The organism is Nocardioides sp. T2.26MG-1 (assembly GCF_950101795.1).
Lineage (GTDB): Bacteria > Actinomycetota > Actinomycetes > Propionibacteriales > Nocardioidaceae > Nocardioides.
Window position 1 is genome coordinate 361369 of the sequence record NZ_CATNLZ010000012.1, and the last position, 21857, is coordinate 383225.

Below are 21857 nucleotides of genomic sequence, written 5' to 3' on the forward strand. Positions count from 1 at the left end.
ATCACATGCTTGCTCGGATGCAGAAGTCCCTGAAGGAGAAGGACCAGGGCTTCACCCTGATCGAGCTCCTCGTCGTCATCGTCATCATCGGCATCCTCGCCGCCATCGCCATCCCGATCTTCCTGAACCAGCAGAAGAAGGGGATCGACTCCAGCCTCAAGTCGGACCTCAAGAGCGCTGCGACCACGGTGGAGACGTGGGTGGTGGACAACCCGTCCACGGACATCACGGGCGTGAGCGTCGCAGGCGGCACGAAGGGCACCGGGGTCCTCGCGGCCCTCACGACGAGTGACGGCAACACAGTCACTCTCGTCAAGAACACGGCCACCACAGGTGCCTACTGCATCTTCGCGTACAACACGAAGGCGAGTAAGGCAACTGGCACGGGCGCGTTGATGATGTACGACTCGATGGCCGGTGGTCTCCAGAAGGCGATCGCAGCGGATCAGACCTGCGACACCGTGTGAGTTCTGGGCTGGGCGGCTCTCCCGAGTCGCCCAGCTCACCGTCTTCGACTCGGAGGTGCCAATGGAGATCGTGACCGGCGAGCCGGCACCGATGGTGCCGCCCGCGCAGGCGGCCGCCCTGATGGGTGAGATGGCCGCCGTGGTGCGGACGATCTTCGCGGTGCACGCACCGGCACAAACCGCGGCGGATCCCTCCGCCACCGCTCCCTCCCTCGTCGCCACGGCGCCGGCTCCCTCGCCGGCGCCGCTGGCGGCGATCCCGCTCCCCGAGCTCGACGAGCTCGCGTTCCTCGACTAGCAGACCCGCACGACCCAGCACCGACCGGAGGTGGCACCCATGGCTGTCCGTCGCCCGCTCCGCCGGGTCACCACAGCCGCGTGCCTGCTGACCGCCGTCGCCCTCACCGGCCTCGGCGTCGTCCCGGCCACCGCGCTCCCGACACCAGTCGCCACGGGCACCCCGGTCGAGCGCAGCTCCGCCGCCCAGGACGCGGTCGACACCGCGCGTGCGGCGTACGACCTCGCCCGGGTGCGTGTCGAGTCGATCAGCCTCCAGGTCGAGCGCCTCGACCAGACCGCCGCCGACGCCAACGCCGAGGCACAGCGGCTCCACGACCTCGTCGCCGACGAGCACGGCGGGTTCCTCAGCGCGCTCGCGCAGGCGATCGTGCCCGGCGAGTCCGACCTCGACCGGGCGACCGCCGCCGCCCGCAACGCCCAGGACGCCCAGGCCCTCGCCGACCAGATCCGGGCGGCGCTCGCGGAGTCGATCACCGCCGCCGAGCAGGCGCGCGCCGACTGGGAGCGAGCCGAGCGCCGGCAGGCGCGGATCGAGGCCCGCTGGACGGCGAATGAGTACGCCGACGCCGCGATCCGGCGCGCCGCGCTGCCGACCGACTACGCGGTCAGCGACTCCGCCCAGGACCGCCGCAACCGGCGGGCGCTGCGCCACTGGCAGGAGTACCTCCGCGAGCTGGCCGACGCCGCCGTCGTACCGCCCGCGGCGAGCGAGCTCCTCGACCCCACCCGCCTGCCCTCGGGTCTCAGGCCGCTGCGCGACCAACGAGGCGAGCCCTCCCCCGGCGTCGCCGTCGCCGACCCGGTCGGACATCGCGCCGTCCCGGTCGTGTCCGCGGAGGCGGTGCGCGCGGTCGGCGAGGCCTTCCACCGCATCGGCCTCGGCACCGTGCCAGGGTCGGTCACGCCGACCGCGTACGCGTGCGGCGGGCTGGTCGCCAACTCCTGGACGAGTCCGACGGTGGCGCTGCCGGCGGATGCCGCCGAGCAGTACCGACGACTCCGCGGGGTGGACGCCGGCGTGCTGCAGCCCGGCGACATCGTGGTCCTCGGCAGCCGCCGTGACGGACTCGGCCAGACCGCGCTCTACGTCGGCCGCGGGCAGGCCGTCGTCGCCGATCCCGCGACCGGGACCGCGAACGTGCGACCGGTGCCCGCCGAGGTGCTCGGTCTCCGACGCGCCGCGACCGGCGAGGGCCGGCACCGGCCCGCCCCCGTCGGCGGACCCTGCGGCGCGACGCCGGCCGCCTCCGTCGCCGGCGACGGTCCCCTCCAGCTGCCGATGGCCGCGGGGAGCTACCACCTGTCGTCCGGGTTCGGCGACTCCGGGACGCTCTGGGCATCTGGTCAGCACACCGGTCTCGACTTCGCGGCTCCGCGCGGCACGCCGGTCTACGCCGCAGGCGCCGGGACGGTCACCATCGAGCACCCCGCGTGGGCCGGCAACCTCGTGCGCGTCGACCTCGGTGGCGGCGTCCAGACGCTCTACGCCCACCTCTCCCGGGTCGACGTCACCGACGGCCAGGTCCTGGCGGCCGGAGACCCGGTCGGCGCCGTCGGCAGCCTCGGCAACACCGACGGCCCGCACCTGCACTTCGAGGTCCGCCTCGACGGGACGGCGTACGACCCGGCCCTCGTCCTCGACGTCCCCGAGGCCCCGCCCGCGGAGTACCCCAACGGCGTCCTCCCCGACGAGGCGCTCTGCCCCGCCACCGCGGACGGTCAGCACCGGCTGCGCTGCGACGCCGCCGTGGCGTACCGGCTGCTGGCCGCGGAGTACGCCGACGCGCTCGGCACCGGACTGTGCATCACCGACTCCTACCGTTCCCTCGGCGCCCAGGAGCGGGCGCACCTGGTCAAGCCGGGCCTCACCGCGAGCCCGGGCACCTCCCAGCACGGCCTCGGCCTCGCGGTCGACCTGTGCGGCGGCGTCGAGCGGTTCGGCAGCCCCCAGAGCGACTGGCTGCTCGCGCACGCCCCGACGTACGGATGGACGCACCCCGCCTGGGCCGCCCCGGGTGGCAGCAAGCCCGAGCCGTGGCACTGGGAGTACCCCGCCTGAGCCCGGCGCCGGGTACGGTGACGACGTGGACTCGGACGTCGACGGCCTCTGGGAGCGCTTCAAGCGTCATGGGGACCGCGAGGCCCGCGACCGGCTCGTCGTGCACTACTCCCCGCTCGTGAAGTTCGTCGCCGGCCGCGTCCGGTCGGGTCTGCCGCCGGCGGTCGAGCAGGCCGACCTCGTCTCCGACGGCGTCATCGGGCTGATGGACGCGCTCGACAAGTTCGACCCCGAGCGCGGCCTGCAGTTCCAGACCTACGCCGTCTCCCGGATCCGCGGGGCGATGGTCGACGGGCTGCGCGCCACCGACTGGGTGCCCCGCTCGGTGCGCGAGAAGATCCGCGACATCGACGCCGCCCAGACGGCACTCGAGCGGTCGCTGGGCCGTACCCCCACCGACTCCGAGGTGGCCGATCGGCTGGAGATGTCGGTGGCCGACCTGCGCAAGGTCTACACCCAGACCGCGCACACCAGTGTGGTCAGCTTCGAGACCGTGCTCGACGACGAGGACGGGCCACGCTCGACGACCGACCTGCCCGGCGCCGACGACGACATCCCGCCCGGCTTCCTGGCCGCGGTGCGCGAGCTGCCCGAGCGCGACCAGGTCGTCGTGGCGCTGTACTACTGGGAGCGGCTGACGCTGGCCGAGATCGGCCAGGTGCTCGGAGTCACCGAGTCGCGCGTCAGCCAGCTGCACAGCCGCGCCACGCTCGCGCTGCGGCGCAAGCTGGTGCAGTCGGTGCTCTGACGGCGCGGTGGTTTCGAGGCTCGCTGCGCTCGCACCTCAACCACCGTCAGGTCGGCTGCGCTCGCACCTCAACCACCGTCAGGTCGGCTGCGCTCGCACCTCGACCACCGTCAGGTCGGCTCCGCTCGCACCTCGACCACCGTCAGGTCGGCTCCGCTCACACCTCAACCACCCGTCAGGGCGGCCCGCTGGGAGGCGACGACCGCCGTCATCGCCGGCCGCGCGCTCCGGCAGAGGTAGGGGAAGCTGAGGAACCCGTGCGGCATCTGGTGGAAGTCCTCCACCTGCACCCGCACCCCGGCGTCGGCGAGCGCCTGGGCGTAGCGCACGCCGCTGTCGTGCAGCGGGTCGAGGCCGGCGACGACGACCACGGCGGGCGGGAGCCCGCCCAGGTCGGGCGCGAGCAGCGGTGAGAGCCGCGGGTCGGTGAGGTCGACGTCGTCGGTGACGTAGTGGCCGTGGAAGACCGCCATGTCCTCGTTGGAGAGCACGATCCCGCGGACGTTGGCGGCGTACGACGCATCGTGCTCGACCGCGCCGGTCAGGTCGGTCACCGGGTAGATCAGTGCCTGGTGCCCGATCCGCGGACCGCCCTCGTCCCGGGCCAGGATCGAGACCACCGCGGCGAGGTTGCCGCCGGCACTGTCGCCCATCACCCCGAGCCGGTCCGGGTCGCCGCCGAGGTCGGCGGCGTGCGCGGCGGTCCAGCGCAGCGCGTCGTGGCAGTCCTCCACACCCGCGGGGAACCGGTGGGCCGGCGCCAGCCGGTAGTCGACGGACACCACGACGGCGTCGAGCTCCCGGGCGACGATGCTGCAGGTCCAGTCGCACTGCCGCGCGCTGCCGAGCACGAACCCGCCGCCGTGGAAGTTCAGCACCACCGGCCGCGGCCGCCGGGACCAGGCCTGCGGCGTGTAGACCCGGAGCGACAGCTCACCGTGCCGGGCCGGGAACGTCGTGGTGCGCACGTCGACCCCGGGCTGCAGTCGGCCGAGCACCAGGCTCGCCGGGCCGCCGTCGGGGATCGTCGTCGTCTGCGCCCGCTCGAGCTGCTCGGCGGTCATCCGGGCCACGGAGAACCCCGGATTGGCCTTCATCAGCCGGTCCAGTGCCCGGATGCCGGGACGAACACTCGTCGTTTTCCTCATGGTGGCGGGATTGTAGGTCGATGGTCCTGACGGGGAGGGGCCATGGAATCCAGGACTTACGACCCGTCCAGCCGATAGCCTTCGCTGGAAGTGGGGGGAATGTGGGGATCGTGGGGAACGTACGAGGCAACTGGCTGATCCTGCCGGTCGCTGCCCTGTGGGGGGCGGCGGCCGTACTCGTGACCCTGCACTTCCTCCATCCCACCGGCGTCTTCGGCGACACGACCTATCTCGTCGCCGTCTGGCTGGGGCCGGCAGCCGCCTGGTACGGCGCCGCGACGACACCGCGCCCGGGTCGGCGCGTCGGGGTCGCGATTCGCACCCTGATCGCGGCCGGGCTGACCGCATCGGCGATCGGCGACTCACTGTGGACGCTCTACGTCCGGACCGGCCGCGACCCCGACGTCGCGATCCCCGACATCTTCTACCTCGTCAGCTACCTCGGACTCGGCGCGGCGGTGATCATGATCCTGCTGATGCGCCTGGGTCGGAGCCTTCGCACCAACCTCGAGACGGCGCTCGACTCGCTGACGGTCGTTGCGGTGAGCGTCCTCATCTTCTGGACGCTCTCGATCCAGTCGATCGTCGCGGACCAGTCGGCATCGTCCACCGCCCGGCTCATCTGGGCGAGCTACCCGGTCCTTGATGCCGTCCTCCTCGCGCTCGTGCTGCGGGCCCTGTCCAACTACCGCACCCGGCGGATCATCGGCGTGGGTCTGCCCGTCGGAGTGGCGTGTTGGCTCGCCTCCGACCTCGGCTACCTGATGCTGGACGTCAGCGGCACCACGTCGGCCCTGCTCGACTCGGGTTGGATGCTCGGCGCCATCGTGATGGGCGCCACCACCCTCCGACCGCCGGTCCAGCTCGCGCCCGAGCGGTCCGCGTCGGTCCGGGCGCCGCTCGGCCGGCTCGGCATCGCGATCGTGCCGCTGCTGGTGCCGCCGGGCCTGCTGCTGTTCGACGAGCTGTCCGACCGTCCGGTGCACCCCATCGAGGCGGTCGTCGGCATGTCCGTGCTCGTCGCGATCGCGTTCGTGCGCACCGCCCGGATGCTGCAGGAGGAGATCGAGCTGCGCCGCGACCTCGCGCTCGCCCGTGACGCCGCTCTCGAGGCATCGCGTGCGAAGTCGACGTTCCTCGCCACGATGAGCCACGAGATCCGCACGCCCATGAACGGCGTCATCGGCCTCACCGGCCTGCTGCTGGGGACCGACCTCGACGAGCGGCAGCGGCAGTACGCCGAGGGCGTGCACAGCGCCGGAAACGCGCTGATGTCGATCATCAACGACATCCTCGACTTCTCGAAGGTCGAGGCCGGTCGGCTCGAGCTCGAGACCATCGACTTCGACCTGGTCCGGGTCGTCGAGGAGGTCGCCGAGCTGATCGCCGAGCCCGCCCAGGAGAAGGGCCTCGAGCTGCTCGCCTACTGCTCCCCCGAGCTCCCCACGGCGCTGCGCGGCGACCCGTCCCGGATCCGGCAGGTGCTGCTCAACCTCGCCGGCAACGCGGTGAAGTTCACCAGCCGCGGCGAGGTGCTGGTGCGGGCCGGCCTGGAGGAGAGCACCGACGCCGGCCTGGTCGTGCGGTTCGAGGTCAGCGACACCGGCATGGGCATCGACGAGGCCGACCTCGCCCGCCTCTTCGAGCCGTTCTCACAGGGCGACTCCTCGACCACCCGGCGGTTCGGCGGCACCGGCCTCGGGCTGGCGATCAGCGAGCACCTGGTCACCGCGATGGGCGGCGAGATCGGCGTCGACAGCCGACCCGGCCTCGGCAGCACGTTCTGGTTCACGCTCCCCCTGGGGCTCGCCGAGGCGGTGTCGGTCAGCGCGCCGCGCGGCAGCGACGACCTGGCGGGGCTGCGGGTGCTCGTGGTCGACGACAACCAGACCAACCGCACGATCCTCCACGACCAGCTGCACGCCTGGGGCCTCCAGGTCGAGCTCGCCGAGAGCGGCACCCAGGCACTGGCGACGCTCGCCGGCGCCGTACGGGGCGGACGGCCGTTCGACCTGGCGGTGCTGGACCTGTGCATGCCCGAGATGGACGGCCTCGAGCTGGCCCACCGCATCACGAGCGACCCCGAGCTGACCGGGCTCGGGATGGCGCTGCTCACCTCCGGTGGCGACGTCAGCCAGACCGAGGCCAGCTCGGTCGGCATCGCCGCCAGCATGACCAAGCCGGTCCAGCTCTCCCGCCTCCACACCACGCTGCGCGAGATCGTCGGCACCCGGGGCGAGCCGGTGGAGGTGCGTGTGCCCGAGACCCCGGTCGGGCGTGGCCGGATCCTGGTCGTCGAGGACGGCGAGATCAACCAGCTGGTCGCGGTCGGCATCCTCGAGCACCTCGGCTTCACCGCCGACGTCGCCGACGACGGGTTCGCGGCGCTGGCGGCCATGGGCCGCGTGCGGTTCGACGCGGTGCTGATGGACGTGCAGATGCCGGGCATGGACGGCTACGAGGCGACCGCGGAGGTACGCCGCCTCGAGGGCGACGTGCACCACACCCCGATCATCGCGATGACGGCCAGCGCGACCTCCGAGGACCGCGACCGGTGCCTCGCCGCCGGGATGGACGACTACCTGTCCAAGCCGGTCAACCCGGGCGCGCTCGAGACCGTCCTGGGCCGCTGGGTGCCGAGCGTCTGACGACCACGGACACCGGTGTCGCCGGCGCGTGGCAGGGTGGGCGGCATGACCCCCACGACCGGCGTCGTGTTTCGTCCCCAGTCGCCTCCTGAGGAGCTGCGCGCCGTGGTCGCGCACGCCGAGGCAGCCGGGATCGCCGAGCTCTGGCTGTGGGAGGACTGCTTCCTCGAGGGTGGGCTGACCACCGCCGCCGCCGCGCTCGCCTGGTCCGAGCGGCTGGTCGTGGGCGTCGGGCTCCTGCCGGTGCCGCTGCGCAACCCCGCGATCGCCGCGATGGAGATCGCCACGCTGGCCCGGATGTTCCCCGGGCGCATCACGGTCGCGCTCGGCCACGGCGTCCAGGACTGGATGGGCCAGGTCGGCGCGGCCGTCGACTCCCCCATGACCCTGCTGCGCGAGCACGCCACCGCGGTCCGGTCGCTGCTGGCCGGCGAGACCGTCGACGTCTCCGGGCGCTACGTCCGGCTCGACCGCGTCGCGCTCGACTGGCCGCCGCCGGCCCCGCCGCGCCTGCTCGTGGGCGGCCGCGGGCCCCGCACGCTCACGTTCGGCGGCGAGGTCGCCGACGGGGTGCTGCTCGACTCGGTCGCCGACGCCGACGCCGTACGCCGCGCCCGCGGGCTGGTCGGGGACGCGCACGTCGCCGTCTACACCGAGGTCGACCCCCGAGACCCGGCCGGGATGCGGGCCCGGGTCGAGACGCTCGGTGACGCCGGTGCCGACACCGTGGTGCTCCAGGCCCCGGGCGCCGCCCCCGACCCGCGCCCGCTCATCGACGCGCTCGTCTCCCTGCCCTAGACCGCGCCGCTCCACTATCGTCAGCCGGCATGCAGGCTCTGACCGACCTCTGGCAGGCGATCCCGGACGCCCTGCACGACCCGGTGGCGCTCGCGGCGCCGTTCTTCCTGCTGTTCGTCGGGCTCGAGGGGCTGGCGGCGTACCTCCTCGAGGACGAGCGACCGGCCGACGAGCGCCGGGCCGCTGACGGCCGGGCGCTGCCGCTGCCCGGCGGCTACGACCGGCGCGACGCGGTCGCCAGCCTGTCGATGGGCGTGGTGTCGGTCGTGACGATGTCGCTGTGGAAGGCCGGGGCGCTGGTGCTCTACGCCGCGCTGTTCGCCTGGGTCGCGCCCTGGCACCTGCCGGTGGACGCCTGGTGGACGTGGGCGATCGCGATCCTCGGGGTCGACTTCTTGTTCTACTGGGCGCACCGCGTCGCACACCGGGTGCGGCTCGTGTGGGCCACCCACCAGGCGCACCACTCGAGCGAGTACTTCAACTTCGCCACCGCGCTGCGGCAGAAGTGGAACAACTCCGCCGAGATCGTGTTCTGGCTGCCGCTGCCGCTGCTCGGGGTGCCGCCGGCGCTGGTGTTCCTCGGCTTCTCGGTCAGCCTGGTCTACCAGTTCTTCGTGCACACCGAGCGGGTCGACCGGCTGTGGCGGCCGGTCGAGCTGGTGCTCAACACCCCCTCGCACCACCGGGTCCACCACGGCAGCGACCCCGAGTACCTCGACCGCAACTACGGCGGCATCCTCATCGTCTGGGACCGGCTGTTCGGCTCCTTCCAGCCCGAGCTGCACCGCCCGACGTACGGCCTCACCACCCCGGTCGGCACCCACCACATCGTCCGGCTGCAGACCCACGAGTACGCCGCGATCGCCCGCGACGTACGCCGTGCCCCGACGCTGCGCGACAAGCTCGGCTACGTGTTCGGGCCGCCGGGCTGGCGGCCCGCGCCGGCGGCCAGCGCTCCGCTGGTGGGTCGTGTGCTCGAGAACGCGCCGGAGCGCGTCGTCAGTTGATGATCTCGCCGCGTTCGTCTGAGAGGAGCGCCGCGAGCCGGTCTCGCCAGGCCTGGAGCGGCTCCGGGGTCAGCCGGGGCCAGTCCGTCACCTCCCCGACGACCCTCAGGGGCGCGGCGCTGCGGAAGGACCGGGTGGGGTTGCCGGGGAACTTCCGGTCGGTCACGTTCGGGTCGTTCTCGAACTCCCCGGTCGGCTCGACGACGTAGACCCGCGGCTCGCCGTCTCCGGCCGCCAGCTCGGCGGCCAGCCCGGCGCCGTCGACCTTCGCGGTGAAGTAGATGTGGTTCATCACCACCTCGGGCCGGTAGTTCGAGTTGAAGCCCGCCGTGAGGAGGTCGCCCACCCGCAGGTCGGCCTTGGTGCCGTGGAAGAACGGCCCGTCGTCCAGCGCGTTGGTCACGGCCACAGGGTAGGGCGACGCGGCGTCAGCGATCGAAGCGTTTCTGCAGGTCGGCGTAGCCGATCGCGCCGTCGAGGAAGCCCAGCGTGCCGGAGTCGAGCAGCTCGCGACCGGCGCGCTCCAGCATGCTGAGCGAGGCGCGGGCCAGGCTGCCACCCAGGCTGACCCGCTTGACGCCGAGCGAGAACAGCGTCGGGGCGTCGGTGGTGCTCGCCAGCCCGGCGACGACGTTGAGCGGCGCGGGGACGGCGGCGGCGAGCCGGCGGATCGTGTCCTCCTCGACGACCCCCGGCACGAAGACGCAGTCGGCGCCCGCCTCGACGTAGCGGACCGCCCGCTCCACCGTCTCGTCGAAGACGTCCGCGGAGGTGGAGGCGGCGGCGAAGTAGGTGTCGGTGCGCGCGTTGAGCACGAACGCACCGCGCGGCGCCGCGGCCCGCGCGGCCGCGATCCGGTCGACCGCCTCGTCGAGGTCGTACAGCCCGCCCGGCCGAGCGTCCTCGATGTTCGCGCCCACCGCCCCGACCGCCGCGGCGAGGGCCACGGTCTCCCCGACCTCGGCGGCGGTCTCGCCGTACCCCGCCTCCAGGTCGGCACTGACGGGTACGCCGACGGCGGCCACGATCCGGCCGATGTGGTCGAGCATGGTGTCGCGATCCATCGCGCCGCCGTCCGGGACGCCCTGCGCCCAGGCGATCCCCGCGCTGGTCGTGGCGATCGCCGGGAAGCCGACCTGCTCCAGGATGCGGGCGGACCCGGCGTCCCAGGCGTTCGGGAGCACGAAGCCGGGGCCGGCATGCAGCTCCAGCAACGTCGTGGCCTTGTCGTTCGCGGTACCGGTGGTCACCGGGTCATCATCCGCTTCCGAGGCGCGTCCCACCACCGTCGGCGCCTCCGACCCCTCAGCCAGGACCGAGCAGGAGGTCGACGGCGCGGTCGATGAGCCGGACCCATCGGTCGCCACCGGGGTCGTTGCTGACCTGCTGGGTCGCCAGGCCGGAGAGGGTCGCAGTCCACAGGTCGACCTGTTCGGGCTCGGTCAGGCCGGCCCGGGCAAGGATCTCGACGCCCCGCTCGTAGACCTCCTCCGCCAGGGCGTACGACGCGGCCGTGGGCACGAAGCCGGGCACCACCCGGAGGAAGAGCAGGCTGAGCCGCGCCGGATCGGCCACCGCGAACTCGACGAAGGTGCGCGCGGCGACCCGGGCCGCGTCGCGCGGATCGCTCGGCAGCGGCACGGCGTCGGCGCGAGCGAGGAGAGCCCGGTAGCCGTCCGCGAACATCGCGTCGTAGATCTCGTGCTTGCTGGCGAAGTGGACGTAGAGGGACGGAGCCCGGATCCCCACCGCTGCCGCAAGGTCGCGCATGGTCCAACCGGTCAGGCCACGCCCCCGCGCGAGCTCCCATCCGGCCTCCAGGATCTGCTCTCGGGTGACCCGGCGACGAGTCGTTGCAGTGGTCGGCATCGTTCCTCCTCACCGCGACCCTAACTTTGTTCGGATCAGCCTTGACGCGGCGCCCCACATGAGCCCATCCTAACTTTGTTAGGTTCCACGTGCACGCCGGGAGGGCCCCGTGACGACCATCGACACCATCCGCCGGATCAGCCGTGACGGTGACGCGGAACGACTGGCGACCGCGGCGTACGACCGCCTCCTCGTCCTGCTGGACGACCTGAGCCCCGACGAGTGGGAGGCCCCGACCGAGTGCCCGGGATGGACGGTCGCGGACATGGTCGGTCACCTGATCGGCGCCGCGAAGGCCTACGCGTCGGTGCGGGAGCAGGTGCGCCAGCAGGTCTGGGGCTTTCGGCACCGAAAGGACTACGGCGGGAACCCGATGGACGCCTACAACGACCTGCAGGTCATGGATCACCGGGCGCTGGCGCCGGGCGAGAGGATCGCCGCCCTGCGCGAGGTCGCGGGCCCGTCGGTCCGTGGCCGGATGCGGGTCCCCGCGGCGTTGCGCCGGGTCAGCGGGACGGTCTCGCCAGGCGGGTCGACCGCACCCGGGATGCCCGCTCGGGAGACGGTGGGGCACCTGGTGGACGTGGTCATCACCCGAGACGTGTGGGCGCACCGCGTCGACATCGCCCGCGCCACCGGCCGCGACCTGCCTCTCGACCCTGCGACGGACGGGGTGATCGTCGCCGACGTGGTCGCCGAATGGGGCAGTCGGCACGGGCAGCCTTTCGAGCTCACCCTCACCGGCCCGGCCGGTGGTTCCTTCGCCCAGGGCGACGGTGGCCAGCGGCTCGAGCTGGACGCGGTGGAGTTCTGCCGCGCGCTCTCGGGTCGCGCAGACGGCGAGGGCCTCCTCGGGGTGCGAGTCCTGTTCTGAGTCGTCGACGTCCCTACGCACGTCGACTCGGACCTGCCACGAGACCCCGCCCGGGGGTCGACGCCGATCGAACACGGGAGGACGACCTCGATGAGTCTGGCCGACGCACTCCTCGCCCTCGGCGTGGCGCTCTTCTTCGCCGGCCTCGTCACCGGCCTGGCGATCCCGCGGCTGACGATGCCGAGGCTGGGACTGACCAGTCACCTGGAGGGCACCCAGAACGGCATGTTCCTCATCCTCGCTGGGCTCATCTGGGGTCGCCTCGAGCTCGGCGAGACGTGGCTGCACATCGCGTTCTGGTCGCTGCTGTACGGCACGTGGGCGAACTGGGGCGCCACCCTCATGGCAGCGATCTGGGGCACGGGCAAGGTCACCCCGATCAGCTCCGGGGGTCGCACCGGCACGCTGGTCCACGAGAGGATCGTGTCCACGATGCTCATCGGCGTCGGCCTCACGGACCTGCTGGCGGTGGCGATCATCTTCGTCGGCCTGGTGGCCTAGGACCTCGCCTCCCTCCGAGGACGGCCCCCGTCACGCGGGTGGACACGATCAGACGACACGACGCAGCATCGGCGTCAGGGCCCCCACACCGCACACACGTGCTGGGTGTCGTGGTACTCGCGAACACCGACGATCTTCGCCGCCTCCAGCTCGAACCGGATGTGGTAGCGGTTGTGGTACGCCCGGCCGTTGTCGAGCGTGCCGGAGGACTCGGCCTCGAGGGCGACCGAGCGACCTTCGGCGATCATGCTCCTCGCCTCGAACGTCATGCCGTCCGGCAGCCGGCGATACATCGCCCGGAAGACCCGCTCGATGGAAGCCTTGTCGTGGACCCCGGCAGCGGGAACGATCCCCGGCTCACCCAGGATCCAGTAGACCAAGGCCTCGTCCATGAGCTCCAGGACGGCGTCGATGTCCCCGCAAGTCAGGTGATCGCAGAACCGTGAGACGACGGGCTTGTTCACCTGCTCGGGTCCGACTGAGGAGGTCACCATGGATCGGACGCTACCCCCGATCGCCCCTCGGTTCACACGTTGAAGCGGAACGAAAGCCGGGGTTTTCGGGGGTTGTTGGTCATCACCGACTGATGCCGGAAAACACGGTCTGACCTGCGGAAACGCGTGCGCGATACCGTTGGACGTCGTCGGCGAGAATCGGCCTCCGCCGGACTTCTTGCGGACTATTTGCGGACCACTGGACGGGAAGGCTAGTCAGAGCCCTGACCTAGACCTTCGAGCTTCGCGCATCTTGCGGACAGGTCGCGGATGCTCTGCCAGACAGCTGCTCGGGGCGCGTCGATCTTGAGTGCGCGGATGTATTCGTCGAGACGTTGCGGGCGATCTCGGAGGTAGGTGACTGCTTGGTTGAGGCTCTCGCCAACCGTCTTGCCGTACGCATCGACCGCCTTGCGCGCGCCGGCCTTCAGTGCGGCGGTGTCGGGTTTCATCATGGCCAGGTCGATGAGATCGCGGCTGAACGTCGACGTGTCTGCCCAGCGGTCGTCATTGGCGAGCAGCTTGGTCGCGACCTGGTCGGTTCGCGTCAGGATCCGTACGCCGCAGATCTCATCGCCCGGGGCGGGAGTGTCGAGGTCGATGCGGCCTTCTTGGATGATCTCGAACTTGATCGCCATCCCCGCAACGAGCACCGAGGTCCTGATGCCGTAACCGTCAACAGAGGGTGTTCGACCCATGTCCAGTGCTCGTGTAGCCAGGGCGTCGAGCCCGTGGTCCCTGACCATCTGACGCAGCGCACGGAAGGACTGCGGGTCGGAGACCAGGAAGTCGATGTCGACCGATTCGCGGAACTCACCGTTGGCGAGGACGATCGCGGTACCGCCTCCGAACCAGCAGTTGTGCTCGGCCAGAAGCGGTGCGTCGAGGCTCGACAGCACCTCGGCCACCTGTTGGTGGTGCAGCCGCCTAAACAAGGAGCCTCCCGTTGCTGTAGGTGTCCGCCAGGTGCTGGATGAACGCCTTCTCGCGATCGGTGAGGGCTTCCTGGTTGAGGTGTCGCCAGCCGCGTTCGTAGAGGTTGAGCGCCTCCGTCTCGGTGATGGTGGTGCCGGCGTCGGTCTGCCAGGCCAGCGTGCGCAGGCCGGGGTAGTCGCCGACCGTGATCGTCGCCGGTTCTGCTGCTGGAGCGTCGAGGATGGGGACGACGAGGTGGAGTCCGACTGCGGCGGCAACGTTGATGTAGGCGCCGATCGTGACCGAGGGGTTGCCTGCCTCGATCCTGTGCAGGGTGACACGCGAAACTCCAGCAGCTTCGGCACAGGCGACTGCCGTGACACCGAGGGCCTTTCGGCGTTCGCGCAGCCGGGCGCCCAGGCGTTCGAGGTCCGCCTGTTGCTCGGGGCTCGTGTGCGGGCTGGGGGCTGGCATGTTTCTCATTTTAGTCATTCAGGCCCTTGGGTCAATGATGAGAAACATTTCTCTCGCAAACGGCTGGACCGCGTGAAGCCAGCCGTGCGTCCAGTTCGTCCAAGAGACACTCTCTGGGCTCGAGCTCGCTAACCCCAGAAGATCGGGTCACTGCTGATGTCGATGTGGTCCAGGAGCGCCTGGACGCTCTTCGTCGGGCGTTTGCGCTTGTACTCGTGAAACCTGAGGTTGCGGTCCCGCCAGTAGATCGCCCACAGGCCCCTCGCCTTGGTGTAGCGCAGCCGCGCAATCGGGAACCGGGTGTGCTCACCGACACCGTCCCACGGCGGCCGCACCTCGACGATGTCGACGTGTCGGTCGGAGACGTCGGCCTCGACCTTGACCTGGTCCCACAGGCGCTCGGGCACGCGCTCCCGCGCCCAGAGGCGGATGCGGTGCAGATCGGTCTCGGGAAGCGCCATCACAACAGCGTGCCACCGAGTGACGGATCGGCGCATGTCCAAAGAGCAGGTCTGGTCAAGGTCCCGATTCGCTGAAAGTGTGCTGTGAAGACGGAGGAGGTCACATGGCTTCAGGAATGCCGGAGAACCCCGAGACTGACCCTGCACTGTTCGGTCTGTACAGAGAGCTGCACGCGCATCCTGAGCTCGGCTTCCAGGAGCAGCGCACCGCGGCCCTGGTGGCGGAGCGGCTCACGGAGCTCGACTTCGACGTCACCACCGGGGTTGGCCGCACGGGCGTGGTCGGCGTCCTGAGCAACGGCCCCGGACCCACGGTCCTGCTGCGGGCCGACATGGATGGACTCCCGGTCAGGGAGGACACTGGCTTGGACTACGCGAGCACCGAGACGGCAACTGACGAGGAGGGCCGCACGGTCCCGGTCAGTCATGCCTGCGGTCATGACATGCACACCACCTGCTTGATCGGGGCCGCCGGCGTCCTGGCGCGGTCTCGGGACTCGTGGTCAGGGACCTTGGTGGTCGTCTTCCAGCCGGCGGAGGAACTCGGTGCGGGGGCTCAGGCCATGGTGGACGACGGCCTCTTCGACCGATTCCCTGTGCCGGACGTCGTGCTGGGGCAGCACGTGGCGCCGTTGCCGGCGGGCAAGATCGCAGGCCATGCGGGTCCGGCGTACGCCGCCTCCGACTCCCTGCGCGTACGTCTCGTCGGCCGAGGTGCGCACGGTTCCATGCCCCAGAACGCCATCGACCCGGTCGTCATGGCGGCCGACACCGTGATGCGTCTCCAGACCATCGTGTCGCGGGAGATCAGCGGCACCGACGTCGCCGTCCTCACCGTCGGCTCCATCCACGCGGGCGACGCAGCCAACGTCATCCCTCGTGACGCGGAGCTCCAGCTGAACCTCCGCACCTACGACCCCTCGGTCCGTGACCACATCCTGCGCAGCATCGAGCGGATCGTGCGCGGTGCAGCCACCACCGCCGGGGCGCCGGAGCCACCCTCGATCACGGAGATCGAAAGGTTCCCGGTCGTGGTGAACGACCAGGCGGCGCTCGACAAGACGTTCGAGGCGTTCCGGGAATGGCTGGGCGACGACAACGTCTTCGACCCCGGCGCGGGAGCCGGCAGCGAGGACGTAGGAGTCCTCGCGACGAGCGCAGGCGCACCACTGTCCTACTGGCTCCTCGGCTGCGCAAACCCCGCCCTGTTCACCACCGGAGACATGACCGACCCCGCCCTACGATCAGTCCCGTCCAACCACTCCCCCCACTTCGCCCCCGACCTCGAGGCGACCTTGCCGATGGGGGTGAGTGCGCTGACGATCGCCGCCAGAACTTGGTTCGCTGGCGCGCAGTAGCAGCCGGATCTCGCGGACGACAGCCTCGTGTAGCCCACGCATCCGCGAGACGAACGATCCGAACAGCATGAATCCGGTCGTGAGCGCGGTCTGGCCGACCATGTGCTTCTTGGCCACGGCGGTATAGCCCTCTGGGCACCCGTGCGCCGCACGAGCTATCGCCTGCGCCCGATCATCCGTGCCCGACAGGTCGAGGAGGATGTGTTCCGACTCCGACGACATGCGCACAGCGTCCCACGGCCCGGCACCTGACCGGCCGGTCGGATCTGCCGGATTGCGGTGGCCGAGTCCGGCTCCGGCAATCGTCAGAAGCAGGGGCTCCCGTTCGGACCCGTCATTCTCTCCGTGCGTCATGCCGGCAAAGGGTCACGTCGCAGAGCGTGCCAGCTGGTAGCACCGAGTCCGGCGAGTGGCCCACCGAAAGGGCCCAATCGAGCCCATCCTGCTGAAATTCTTGCGGACTCTGTGCGGACTGGGAGTGGCCATACCCCATCTGACCTGGGCAAACGCACCGATTCACACGTTGAAGCGGAACTCCACGACGTCGCCGTCCTGCATGACGTAGTCCTTGCCCTCCATGCGGACCTTGCCGGCCTCCTTGGCCTTGAGCATGGAGCCGGCCTCCATCAGGTCGTCGAAGGAGACGATCTCCGCCTTGATGAAGCCGCGCTGGAAGTCGGTGTGGATGACGCCGGCGGCCTCGGGTGCGGTGGCGCCCTTGGGGATCGTCCAGGCGCGCGTCTCCTTGGGACCGGCGGTGAGGTAGGTCTGCAGGCCGAGGGTGTCGAAGCCGACCCGGGCCAGCACCTCCAGGCCGGGCTCCTCGACGCCCATCTCGTGCAGCATCTCGCGGGCCTCGTCGTCGTCGCCGAGCTCGACCAGCTCGGCCTCGAACTTCGCATCGAGGAAGATCGCCTCGGACGGCGCGACGATCTCGCGCATCCGTGCCTTGAGCGCCTCGTCGCCGAGCTCGTCGGCGTCGCAGTTGAAGACGTAGATGAACGGCTTGGCGGTCAGCAGCGACAGCTCGCGGATCAGCGAGCGGTCGATCGAGGTCGCGATGATCGGCGTACCGGCCTCGAGGTGCGCGAGCGCCTCCTTGGCCGCCTCGAGGTTGGCGGTCAGCTCCTTGCGCCCCCGGGCCTCCTTCTCCAGCCGCGGGATCGCCTTCTCGACCGTCTGCAGGTCGGCGAGGATCAGCTCGGTCTGGATCGTGGAGATGTCGCTGGCGGGGTTGACCTCGCCGTCGACGTGGGTGACGTCCTCGTCACGGAACACCCGGGTCACCTGGCAGATCGCAGCCGACTCCCGGATGTGGGAGAGGAACTTGTTGCCGAGCCCCTCGCCCTCCGACGCACCCCGGACGATCCCGGCGATGTCGACGAACTCGACGGTCGCGGGCAGGATCTTGCCCGACCCGAACACCTCGGCGAGCCTCGGCAGCCGCTCGTCGGGGACCCCCACGACGCCGACGTTCGGCTCGATCGTCGCGAACGGGTAGTTCGCCGCGAGCACGTCGTTCTTGGTCAGTGCGTTGAAGAGGGTGGACTTGCCGGCGTTGGGCAGTCCGACGATGCCGATGGTGAGTGCCACGGGCGGCGAGTCTACGGCGCGGGCGAGGCGCTCCCCGCATCGCCGGCGAGCAGCTCGGCCCGCACGGGGGTCAGCGCTTCACGAGACGGACGACCGTGCCCTCCGGCCCGCTGGCCCAGCACGCACCGGACACGCACTGCACCGCGTCGAGCGCCAGGCCGCTGAACGACCTCCAGGTGCGGCCGCCGTCGCGGGTCACGTCGCTGCCCGAGGGGCCCACGGCGATCGCCACGGATGCGGCCCGCCAGTCGACCCCGCTGCGGTAGCCGCCGAGGTCGCCGCCGTTGTGCCAGGCCCGGCCTCGTGAGTGGGAGTACGCCGAGGCGTCGGCACCGTTGTCCTCGTCCTGGAAGTCGCCGCCCACCGCGATCCCCTCGCCGCCGCGGAACGACAGGGAGAACACCCCGCCCGCGTCCGAGGCCGGGATCGTGGAGCGGCGCACCTGCCAGTGGCGCCCGCGGTCGTGGCTGGCGAAGATCCTCGACGCCGCGCCCCCGGAGGCGAGGTACGCGTCGCGGTGACCGGCGGTCACCAGGCAGGTGCCGCTGGCGGCGAACCCGAACTCGCCGTCCACGGCCTTCGGCATCCCGGCGGGGTCGACCACCCGCCAGGAGGCGCCGCCGTCGTGGGTGGCGATGATGCGGAACTTCCCGTCCACCGGGTCGCTCATCGCCAGCCCGTGCTTGCCGCCGGGGTACATCGCCATGCAGTCGTAGAACGCCTTCTTGCTCCGGTTGACGAACACCTTCGCCCAGGTGCGCCCGCCGTTGGTGGTGCGGTAGATCCGGCTGTCGCGTCCCTCGCCGATGGTCATCGCCAGCGCGACCCGCGCGCTCCTGGCCTCGACGTCGCGGAACAACAGGCCGTCCGCGCCTCGGGGCGAGACGTCCACCCAGGTGCGCCCGCCGTTGGTCGTGCGCCACACCCCTCCGGCGCTGCCGCCCACCCACGCGGTGCTCGCGCTGACCGCGTCCAGGCCGCGGAGCTGCTGGTCGGTGCCGACGTCGACGTGCCTCCAGTGCAGGGACCTCGGCGGCGCCGCCGAGGCGGGGTCGGCGGCGCCGATGGGAGTGGTGAGGGCGGTGACCGCAAGCGCGGCGACGGTGAGCATCCCGAGAAGTCTGCGCATGGAGGCACCTTAGGGTGGTCTCCGTGCGGATCGCTACGTGGAACGTCAACTCCCTCCGCTCCCGGATCGACCGCGTCGAGGCACTCCTGGACCGCCACGAGATCGACGTGCTCGCGCTCCAGGAGACCAAGGCCCGCGCCGACCAGCTGCCGCTGATGGGCATCGAGGCGCGCGGCTACGAGGTCGCGGTCGCGGGGGTCAACCAGTGGAACGGTGTGGCGCTGATCAGCCGGGTCGGGCTCGAGGACGTCGAGACCGGCTTCCCGGGCCAGCCCGGCTGGGGCGAGTCCGCCGAGGCCGAGTCGCGGGCGATCGGCGCGACCTGCGGCGGCGTACGCGTCTGGTCGCTCTACGTCCCCAACGGCCGCAAGCCCGACGACCCGCACTACGTCTACAAGCTCGACTGGCTGGCCCGGCTGCGCGAGGCCGCCCTCGGATGGCGCGACCGGGACGTCGCGCTGGTCGGCGACTGGAACATCGCCCCCACCGACGAGGACGTGTTCGACATCGCGCAGTTCGCGAAGTCGACGCACGTCACCGCGCCCGAGCGCGCGGCGTTCCAGGCGTTCCTCGACGACGGGTACGTCGACGTGGTCCGCCCGCACGCGCCGGGACCCGAGGTCTACACCTACTGGGACTACTACCGGCAGCGCTACGAGCGCAACCGCGGCATGCGCATCGACTTCGTCCTCGGCTCACCCTCGCTCGCGGCCCGGGTCACCGGCGCGTTCATCGACCGCGAGGAGCGGGCCGGCACCGGTGCCTCCGACCACGCGCCGGTGGTCGTCGACCTCGCCTAGGCCGGCCGATCGCCGTCGAGACACCTGAACTGGCTGCTCCGCAGGCCGACCGGGAGCCATTCCTGGTGTCTCGACGCGCCGCCGCCCGCGAATGTCGGCGCCCCCCGCCATGCTGGGCCCATGGAGACCATCGCGCTCTTCCTCACCCTGCTCATCGGCCTCGCCCTCGGCGGCCTGGTCGGCGTGCTGTGGTCGCGCTCCCGCTCGTCGTTCACCGAGGGCCTGGTCGACCAGGCCGAGGTGATGATCGGGCTCGACCGGCTCAGCGACCAGCTGCGCGACCTCGACCATCAGCGCGCGTCCTGGCAGGGCCAGCTCAACCAGCAGGTCCTCGACATGCGGCTCACCGCCGAGGGGCTGCGCCGCGAGACCCAGTCGCTGTCGACCGCACTGCGCAAGCCGCAGGTCCGCGGCCGCTGGGGCGAGCTGCACCTGCGGCGCGCCGTCGAGCTGGCCGGGCTGGTCGACCGGTGCGACTTCAGCGAGCAGGTGCGCCTCGACGACGGGGCCCGCCGCCCCGACCTCGTCGTCCACCTGGTCGGCGACCGCCGCGTGGTCGTCGACGCGAAGGTGCCGCTCGACGCCTACCTCGACGCGACCTCGACCGACGACGAGGACGCGCGCCGCGACCACCTGCGCCGCCACGTCGTCCAGCTGCGCACCCACATCGACGCGCTCGGCTCCAAGCAGTACTGGCGCTCGCTCGAGGAGAGCCCGGAGTTCGTGGTGCTGTTCGTGCCGGCCGAGTCGTTCCTCGCGGCGGCGCTCGAGACCGACGCGGGCCTGATCGAGTACGCCGCGGCCCGCCAGGTCGTGCTGGCCACGCCGACGACGCTGATCGCGCTGCTGCGCACGGTCGCCCACGGCTGGAGCCACGAGGCGCTGGCCGACCAGGCCCGCGAGATCCACCGGCTGGGCCGCGAGCTGCACGAGCGGCTGGCCTCGATGAACGGCCACCTCGACCAGCTCGGCCGCTCGCTCAACGCCGCCGTCGGCCACTACAACACGGCCGTCGGCTCGCTCGAGTCCCGGGTGCTGGTGAGCGCCCGCCGACTCGGCGACCTGCCGGCGCCCCGCCAGGTGGAGTCGCAGACCCGGTCCATATCACCGGCCGAGCTGCGGATCGTGGAACGGCGCGCCGCCGACGAGGGCCCGGCCGCGGACCATACCGTGGCCCTGTGAACCGACCGGTGAGCCAGCACCGCACCCTCTGGGAGGAGGGGCACGAGCCCGGGCGACAGGTTGTCGCACTCGGGCTGGCGCTCGCGCTCAGCGCCGTCGTGCTCGACCAGTCCCTGGCCGGCAGCGTCGGCGTGCTGTTCGACGTCTGCTTCGTGCTGCTGTGCATCGCGACGGCGCTGGCCGTGCGGCCCGCCGACTTCTTCACCGTCGGCGTGCTGCCCCCGATGCTGATGGTGGTGGTGTTCGCGCTGCTCGGGGCGACCCGGCCGGCCCTGATCGCCGACCCGGGCGACGGGGTCGTGCAGGCGGTGGTCTCCGGCCTCTCCCACCACGCGGGCGCGCTGGTGACCGGCTACCTCATCTGCCTGGCGATCCTCGCCGTACGCCAGCGAGTGCTCAGTCAGGCAGCCTCGAAGCGGTCCGGGTCGCCGGCGCCCACGCGCACGACCTCGGGGTAGCCCTCCGACCAGTCGATCACCGTGGTCGGCTCGGCGAGGGTCTCGCCGGCCTCGACCACGAGGTCCACCTGGTGGTCGAGCTCCTCCTTGATCTCCCAGCCCAGGCTGCGCGGCTCGGTCTCACCGGGAAGGATCAGCGTGCTCACCAGCAGCGCCTCGCCGAACGTGTCGAGCAGGGCCTGGTCGAAGACGTGGTCGGGGATCCGCACCCCGACCGTGCGCTTCTTGGGGTGCATCAGCCGGCGCGGCACCTCCTGGGTGGCCGGCAGGATGAACGTGTAGGGGCCCGGGGTCGCGGCCTTGATCGCCCGGAACGCGGCGTTGTCGACCTGGACGAAGTGGCCGAGCTGGGAGAAGTCCTTGCACATCAGCGTGAAGTGGTGCTTCTCGTCGAGGCCGCGGATGCGCAGGATCCGGTCGCGCCCGTCGCGGTTGCCGAGCTGGCAGCCCAGGGCATAGCCGGAGTCGGTCGGGTAGGCGATCAGCTGGTTGTCCCGCAGCGCGTCGGCGATCTGGGCGAGCAGCCGCGGCTGGGGGTTGTCCGGGTGGACGTCGACGTAACGCGCCATGGTCG

The 21857-nt window shown here is 71.3% G+C and carries 24 protein-coding genes; 13 read left to right on the top strand and 11 right to left on the bottom strand.

The features are described 5' to 3' along the window. Positions 1-17 precede the first annotated feature (17 nt). From QQZ14_RS11530 to QQZ14_RS11545, 4 genes are all read left to right on the top strand, one after another. Positions 18-467: a prepilin-type N-terminal cleavage/methylation domain-containing protein gene (locus QQZ14_RS11530; protein WP_284534441.1), complete on the top strand. Its 450-nt coding sequence runs from the start codon at positions 18-20 to the stop codon at positions 465-467. A gap of 61 nt (positions 468-528) precedes the next feature. Then, on the top strand, positions 529-765 hold the full coding sequence (locus QQZ14_RS11535) for a hypothetical protein (RefSeq protein WP_284534442.1): 237 nt from the start codon (positions 529-531) through the stop codon (positions 763-765). Positions 766-804: 39 nt separating this feature from the next. Continuing rightward, positions 805-2826, top strand: coding sequence for a peptidoglycan DD-metalloendopeptidase family protein (locus QQZ14_RS11540; RefSeq protein WP_284534443.1), 2022 nt, complete (start codon positions 805-807; stop codon positions 2824-2826). 25 nt (positions 2827-2851) lie between these two features. Beyond that, positions 2852-3574 carry a FliA/WhiG family RNA polymerase sigma factor gene (locus tag QQZ14_RS11545; RefSeq protein WP_284534444.1) on the top strand — a complete coding sequence of 241 codons (723 nt, stop codon included), beginning with the start codon at positions 2852-2854 and terminating at the stop codon, positions 3572-3574. A 164-nt stretch (positions 3575-3738) separates the two neighbouring features. Here QQZ14_RS11545 and QQZ14_RS11550 read toward each other — a convergent pair whose 3' ends face one another. After that, positions 3739-4722, bottom strand: a complete 984-nt coding sequence (locus QQZ14_RS11550) for an alpha/beta hydrolase (protein WP_284534445.1) — start codon at positions 4720-4722, stop codon at positions 3739-3741. Positions 4723-4832: 110 nt separating this feature from the next. Between QQZ14_RS11550 and QQZ14_RS11555 the strand changes: the two genes are divergently transcribed. From QQZ14_RS11555 to QQZ14_RS11565, 3 genes are read left to right on the top strand one after another with little or no spacing between them, the layout of a single operon-like run. Then, positions 4833-7370, top strand: coding sequence for a hybrid sensor histidine kinase/response regulator (locus QQZ14_RS11555; RefSeq protein ID WP_284534446.1), 2538 nt, complete (start codon positions 4833-4835; stop codon positions 7368-7370). A 45-nt stretch (positions 7371-7415) separates the two neighbouring features. Beyond that, positions 7416-8168, top strand: a complete 753-nt coding sequence (locus tag QQZ14_RS11560) for an LLM class flavin-dependent oxidoreductase (RefSeq protein ID WP_284534447.1) — start codon at positions 7416-7418, stop codon at positions 8166-8168. A 29-nt stretch (positions 8169-8197) separates the two neighbouring features. Beyond that, positions 8198-9175 (top strand): sterol desaturase family protein, encoded by a 978-nt coding sequence (locus tag QQZ14_RS11565; RefSeq protein ID WP_284534448.1) that lies wholly within the window; start codon positions 8198-8200, stop codon positions 9173-9175. Here QQZ14_RS11565 and arr read toward each other — a convergent pair. From arr to QQZ14_RS11580, 3 genes are read right to left on the bottom strand one after another with little or no spacing between them, the layout of a single operon-like run. Next, entirely contained in the window at positions 9168-9584 is a 417-nt protein-coding gene (gene arr, locus QQZ14_RS11570; RefSeq protein ID WP_446740488.1) for an NAD(+)--rifampin ADP-ribosyltransferase, read from the bottom strand. The two genes, QQZ14_RS11565 and arr, sit on opposite strands and share 8 nt — an antisense overlap. A gap of 19 nt (positions 9585-9603) precedes the next feature. Beyond that, entirely contained in the window at positions 9604-10425 is an 822-nt protein-coding gene (locus QQZ14_RS11575) for an isocitrate lyase/PEP mutase family protein (protein ID WP_284534450.1), read from the bottom strand. Between the two features lie 55 nt (positions 10426-10480). Then, a complete protein-coding gene (locus QQZ14_RS11580; protein WP_284534451.1) occupies positions 10481-11044 on the bottom strand; it encodes a TetR/AcrR family transcriptional regulator in 564 nt (187 codons plus the stop codon). Between the two features lie 109 nt (positions 11045-11153). Between QQZ14_RS11580 and QQZ14_RS11585 the strand changes: the two genes are divergently transcribed. Then, complete coding sequence (locus QQZ14_RS11585) at positions 11154-11918, top strand: maleylpyruvate isomerase family mycothiol-dependent enzyme (RefSeq protein ID WP_284534452.1); 765 nt, start codon at positions 11154-11156, stop codon at positions 11916-11918. 90 nt (positions 11919-12008) lie between these two features. After that, positions 12009-12419, top strand: coding sequence for a hypothetical protein (locus QQZ14_RS11590; protein WP_284534453.1), 411 nt, complete (start codon positions 12009-12011; stop codon positions 12417-12419). A gap of 74 nt (positions 12420-12493) precedes the next feature. Here the strand turns inward: QQZ14_RS11590 and QQZ14_RS11595 are convergent, their stop codons facing one another. The 4 genes from QQZ14_RS11595 to QQZ14_RS11610 all read right to left on the bottom strand — a co-directional run bounded on the left by QQZ14_RS11595 (position 12494) and on the right by QQZ14_RS11610 (position 14763). Further along, the gene (locus QQZ14_RS11595; RefSeq protein WP_284534455.1) at positions 12494-12913 is read right to left on the bottom strand and encodes a nuclear transport factor 2 family protein; all 420 of its coding nucleotides are present in this window, start codon (positions 12911-12913) and stop codon (positions 12494-12496) included. Between the two features lie 212 nt (positions 12914-13125). After that, positions 13126-13821: a nucleotidyl transferase AbiEii/AbiGii toxin family protein gene (locus tag QQZ14_RS11600; RefSeq protein WP_284534456.1), complete on the bottom strand. Its 696-nt coding sequence runs from the start codon at positions 13819-13821 to the stop codon at positions 13126-13128. Between the two features lie 19 nt (positions 13822-13840). Next, positions 13841-14302 (bottom strand): helix-turn-helix domain-containing protein, encoded by a 462-nt coding sequence (locus QQZ14_RS11605; RefSeq protein WP_284534457.1) that lies wholly within the window; start codon positions 14300-14302, stop codon positions 13841-13843. 128 nt (positions 14303-14430) lie between these two features. Continuing rightward, positions 14431-14763, bottom strand: a complete 333-nt coding sequence (locus QQZ14_RS11610; RefSeq protein WP_284534458.1) for a DUF3024 domain-containing protein — start codon at positions 14761-14763, stop codon at positions 14431-14433. A 104-nt stretch (positions 14764-14867) separates the two neighbouring features. Here QQZ14_RS11610 and QQZ14_RS11615 point away from each other — a divergent pair, with 104 nt between their 5' ends. After that, complete coding sequence (locus QQZ14_RS11615; protein ID WP_284534459.1) at positions 14868-16121, top strand: amidohydrolase; 1254 nt, start codon at positions 14868-14870, stop codon at positions 16119-16121. Positions 16122-16637: 516 nt separating this feature from the next. Here the strand turns inward: QQZ14_RS11615 and ychF are convergent. Then, a complete protein-coding gene (gene ychF / locus QQZ14_RS11620; protein WP_284534460.1) occupies positions 16638-17714 on the bottom strand; it encodes a redox-regulated ATPase YchF in 1077 nt (358 codons plus the stop codon). A 70-nt stretch (positions 17715-17784) separates the two neighbouring features. Next, positions 17785-18843, bottom strand: a complete 1059-nt coding sequence (locus QQZ14_RS11625; RefSeq protein WP_284534461.1) for a WD40/YVTN/BNR-like repeat-containing protein — start codon at positions 18841-18843, stop codon at positions 17785-17787. 23 nt (positions 18844-18866) lie between these two features. Here QQZ14_RS11625 and QQZ14_RS11630 point away from each other — a divergent pair, with 23 nt between their 5' ends. The 3 genes from QQZ14_RS11630 (at position 18867) to QQZ14_RS11640 (ending at position 21283) form a co-directional block, all read left to right on the top strand. Then, the gene (locus QQZ14_RS11630; protein ID WP_284534462.1) at positions 18867-19643 is read left to right on the top strand and encodes an exodeoxyribonuclease III; all 777 of its coding nucleotides are present in this window, start codon (positions 18867-18869) and stop codon (positions 19641-19643) included. A 120-nt stretch (positions 19644-19763) separates the two neighbouring features. Further along, positions 19764-20825, top strand: coding sequence for a DNA recombination protein RmuC (locus QQZ14_RS11635; RefSeq protein WP_284534463.1), 1062 nt, complete (start codon positions 19764-19766; stop codon positions 20823-20825). Then, a complete protein-coding gene (locus QQZ14_RS11640) occupies positions 20822-21283 on the top strand; it encodes a DUF6542 domain-containing protein (protein ID WP_284534464.1) in 462 nt (153 codons plus the stop codon). The genes QQZ14_RS11635 and QQZ14_RS11640 overlap by 4 nt, the downstream gene beginning before the upstream one ends. On the opposite strand, the gene QQZ14_RS11645 is transcribed toward QQZ14_RS11640, so the two are convergent. Next, the gene (locus tag QQZ14_RS11645; protein ID WP_284534465.1) at positions 21226-21852 is read right to left on the bottom strand and encodes an L-threonylcarbamoyladenylate synthase; all 627 of its coding nucleotides are present in this window, start codon (positions 21850-21852) and stop codon (positions 21226-21228) included. The two genes, QQZ14_RS11640 and QQZ14_RS11645, sit on opposite strands and share 58 nt — an antisense overlap. Positions 21853-21857 lie beyond the last annotated feature (5 nt).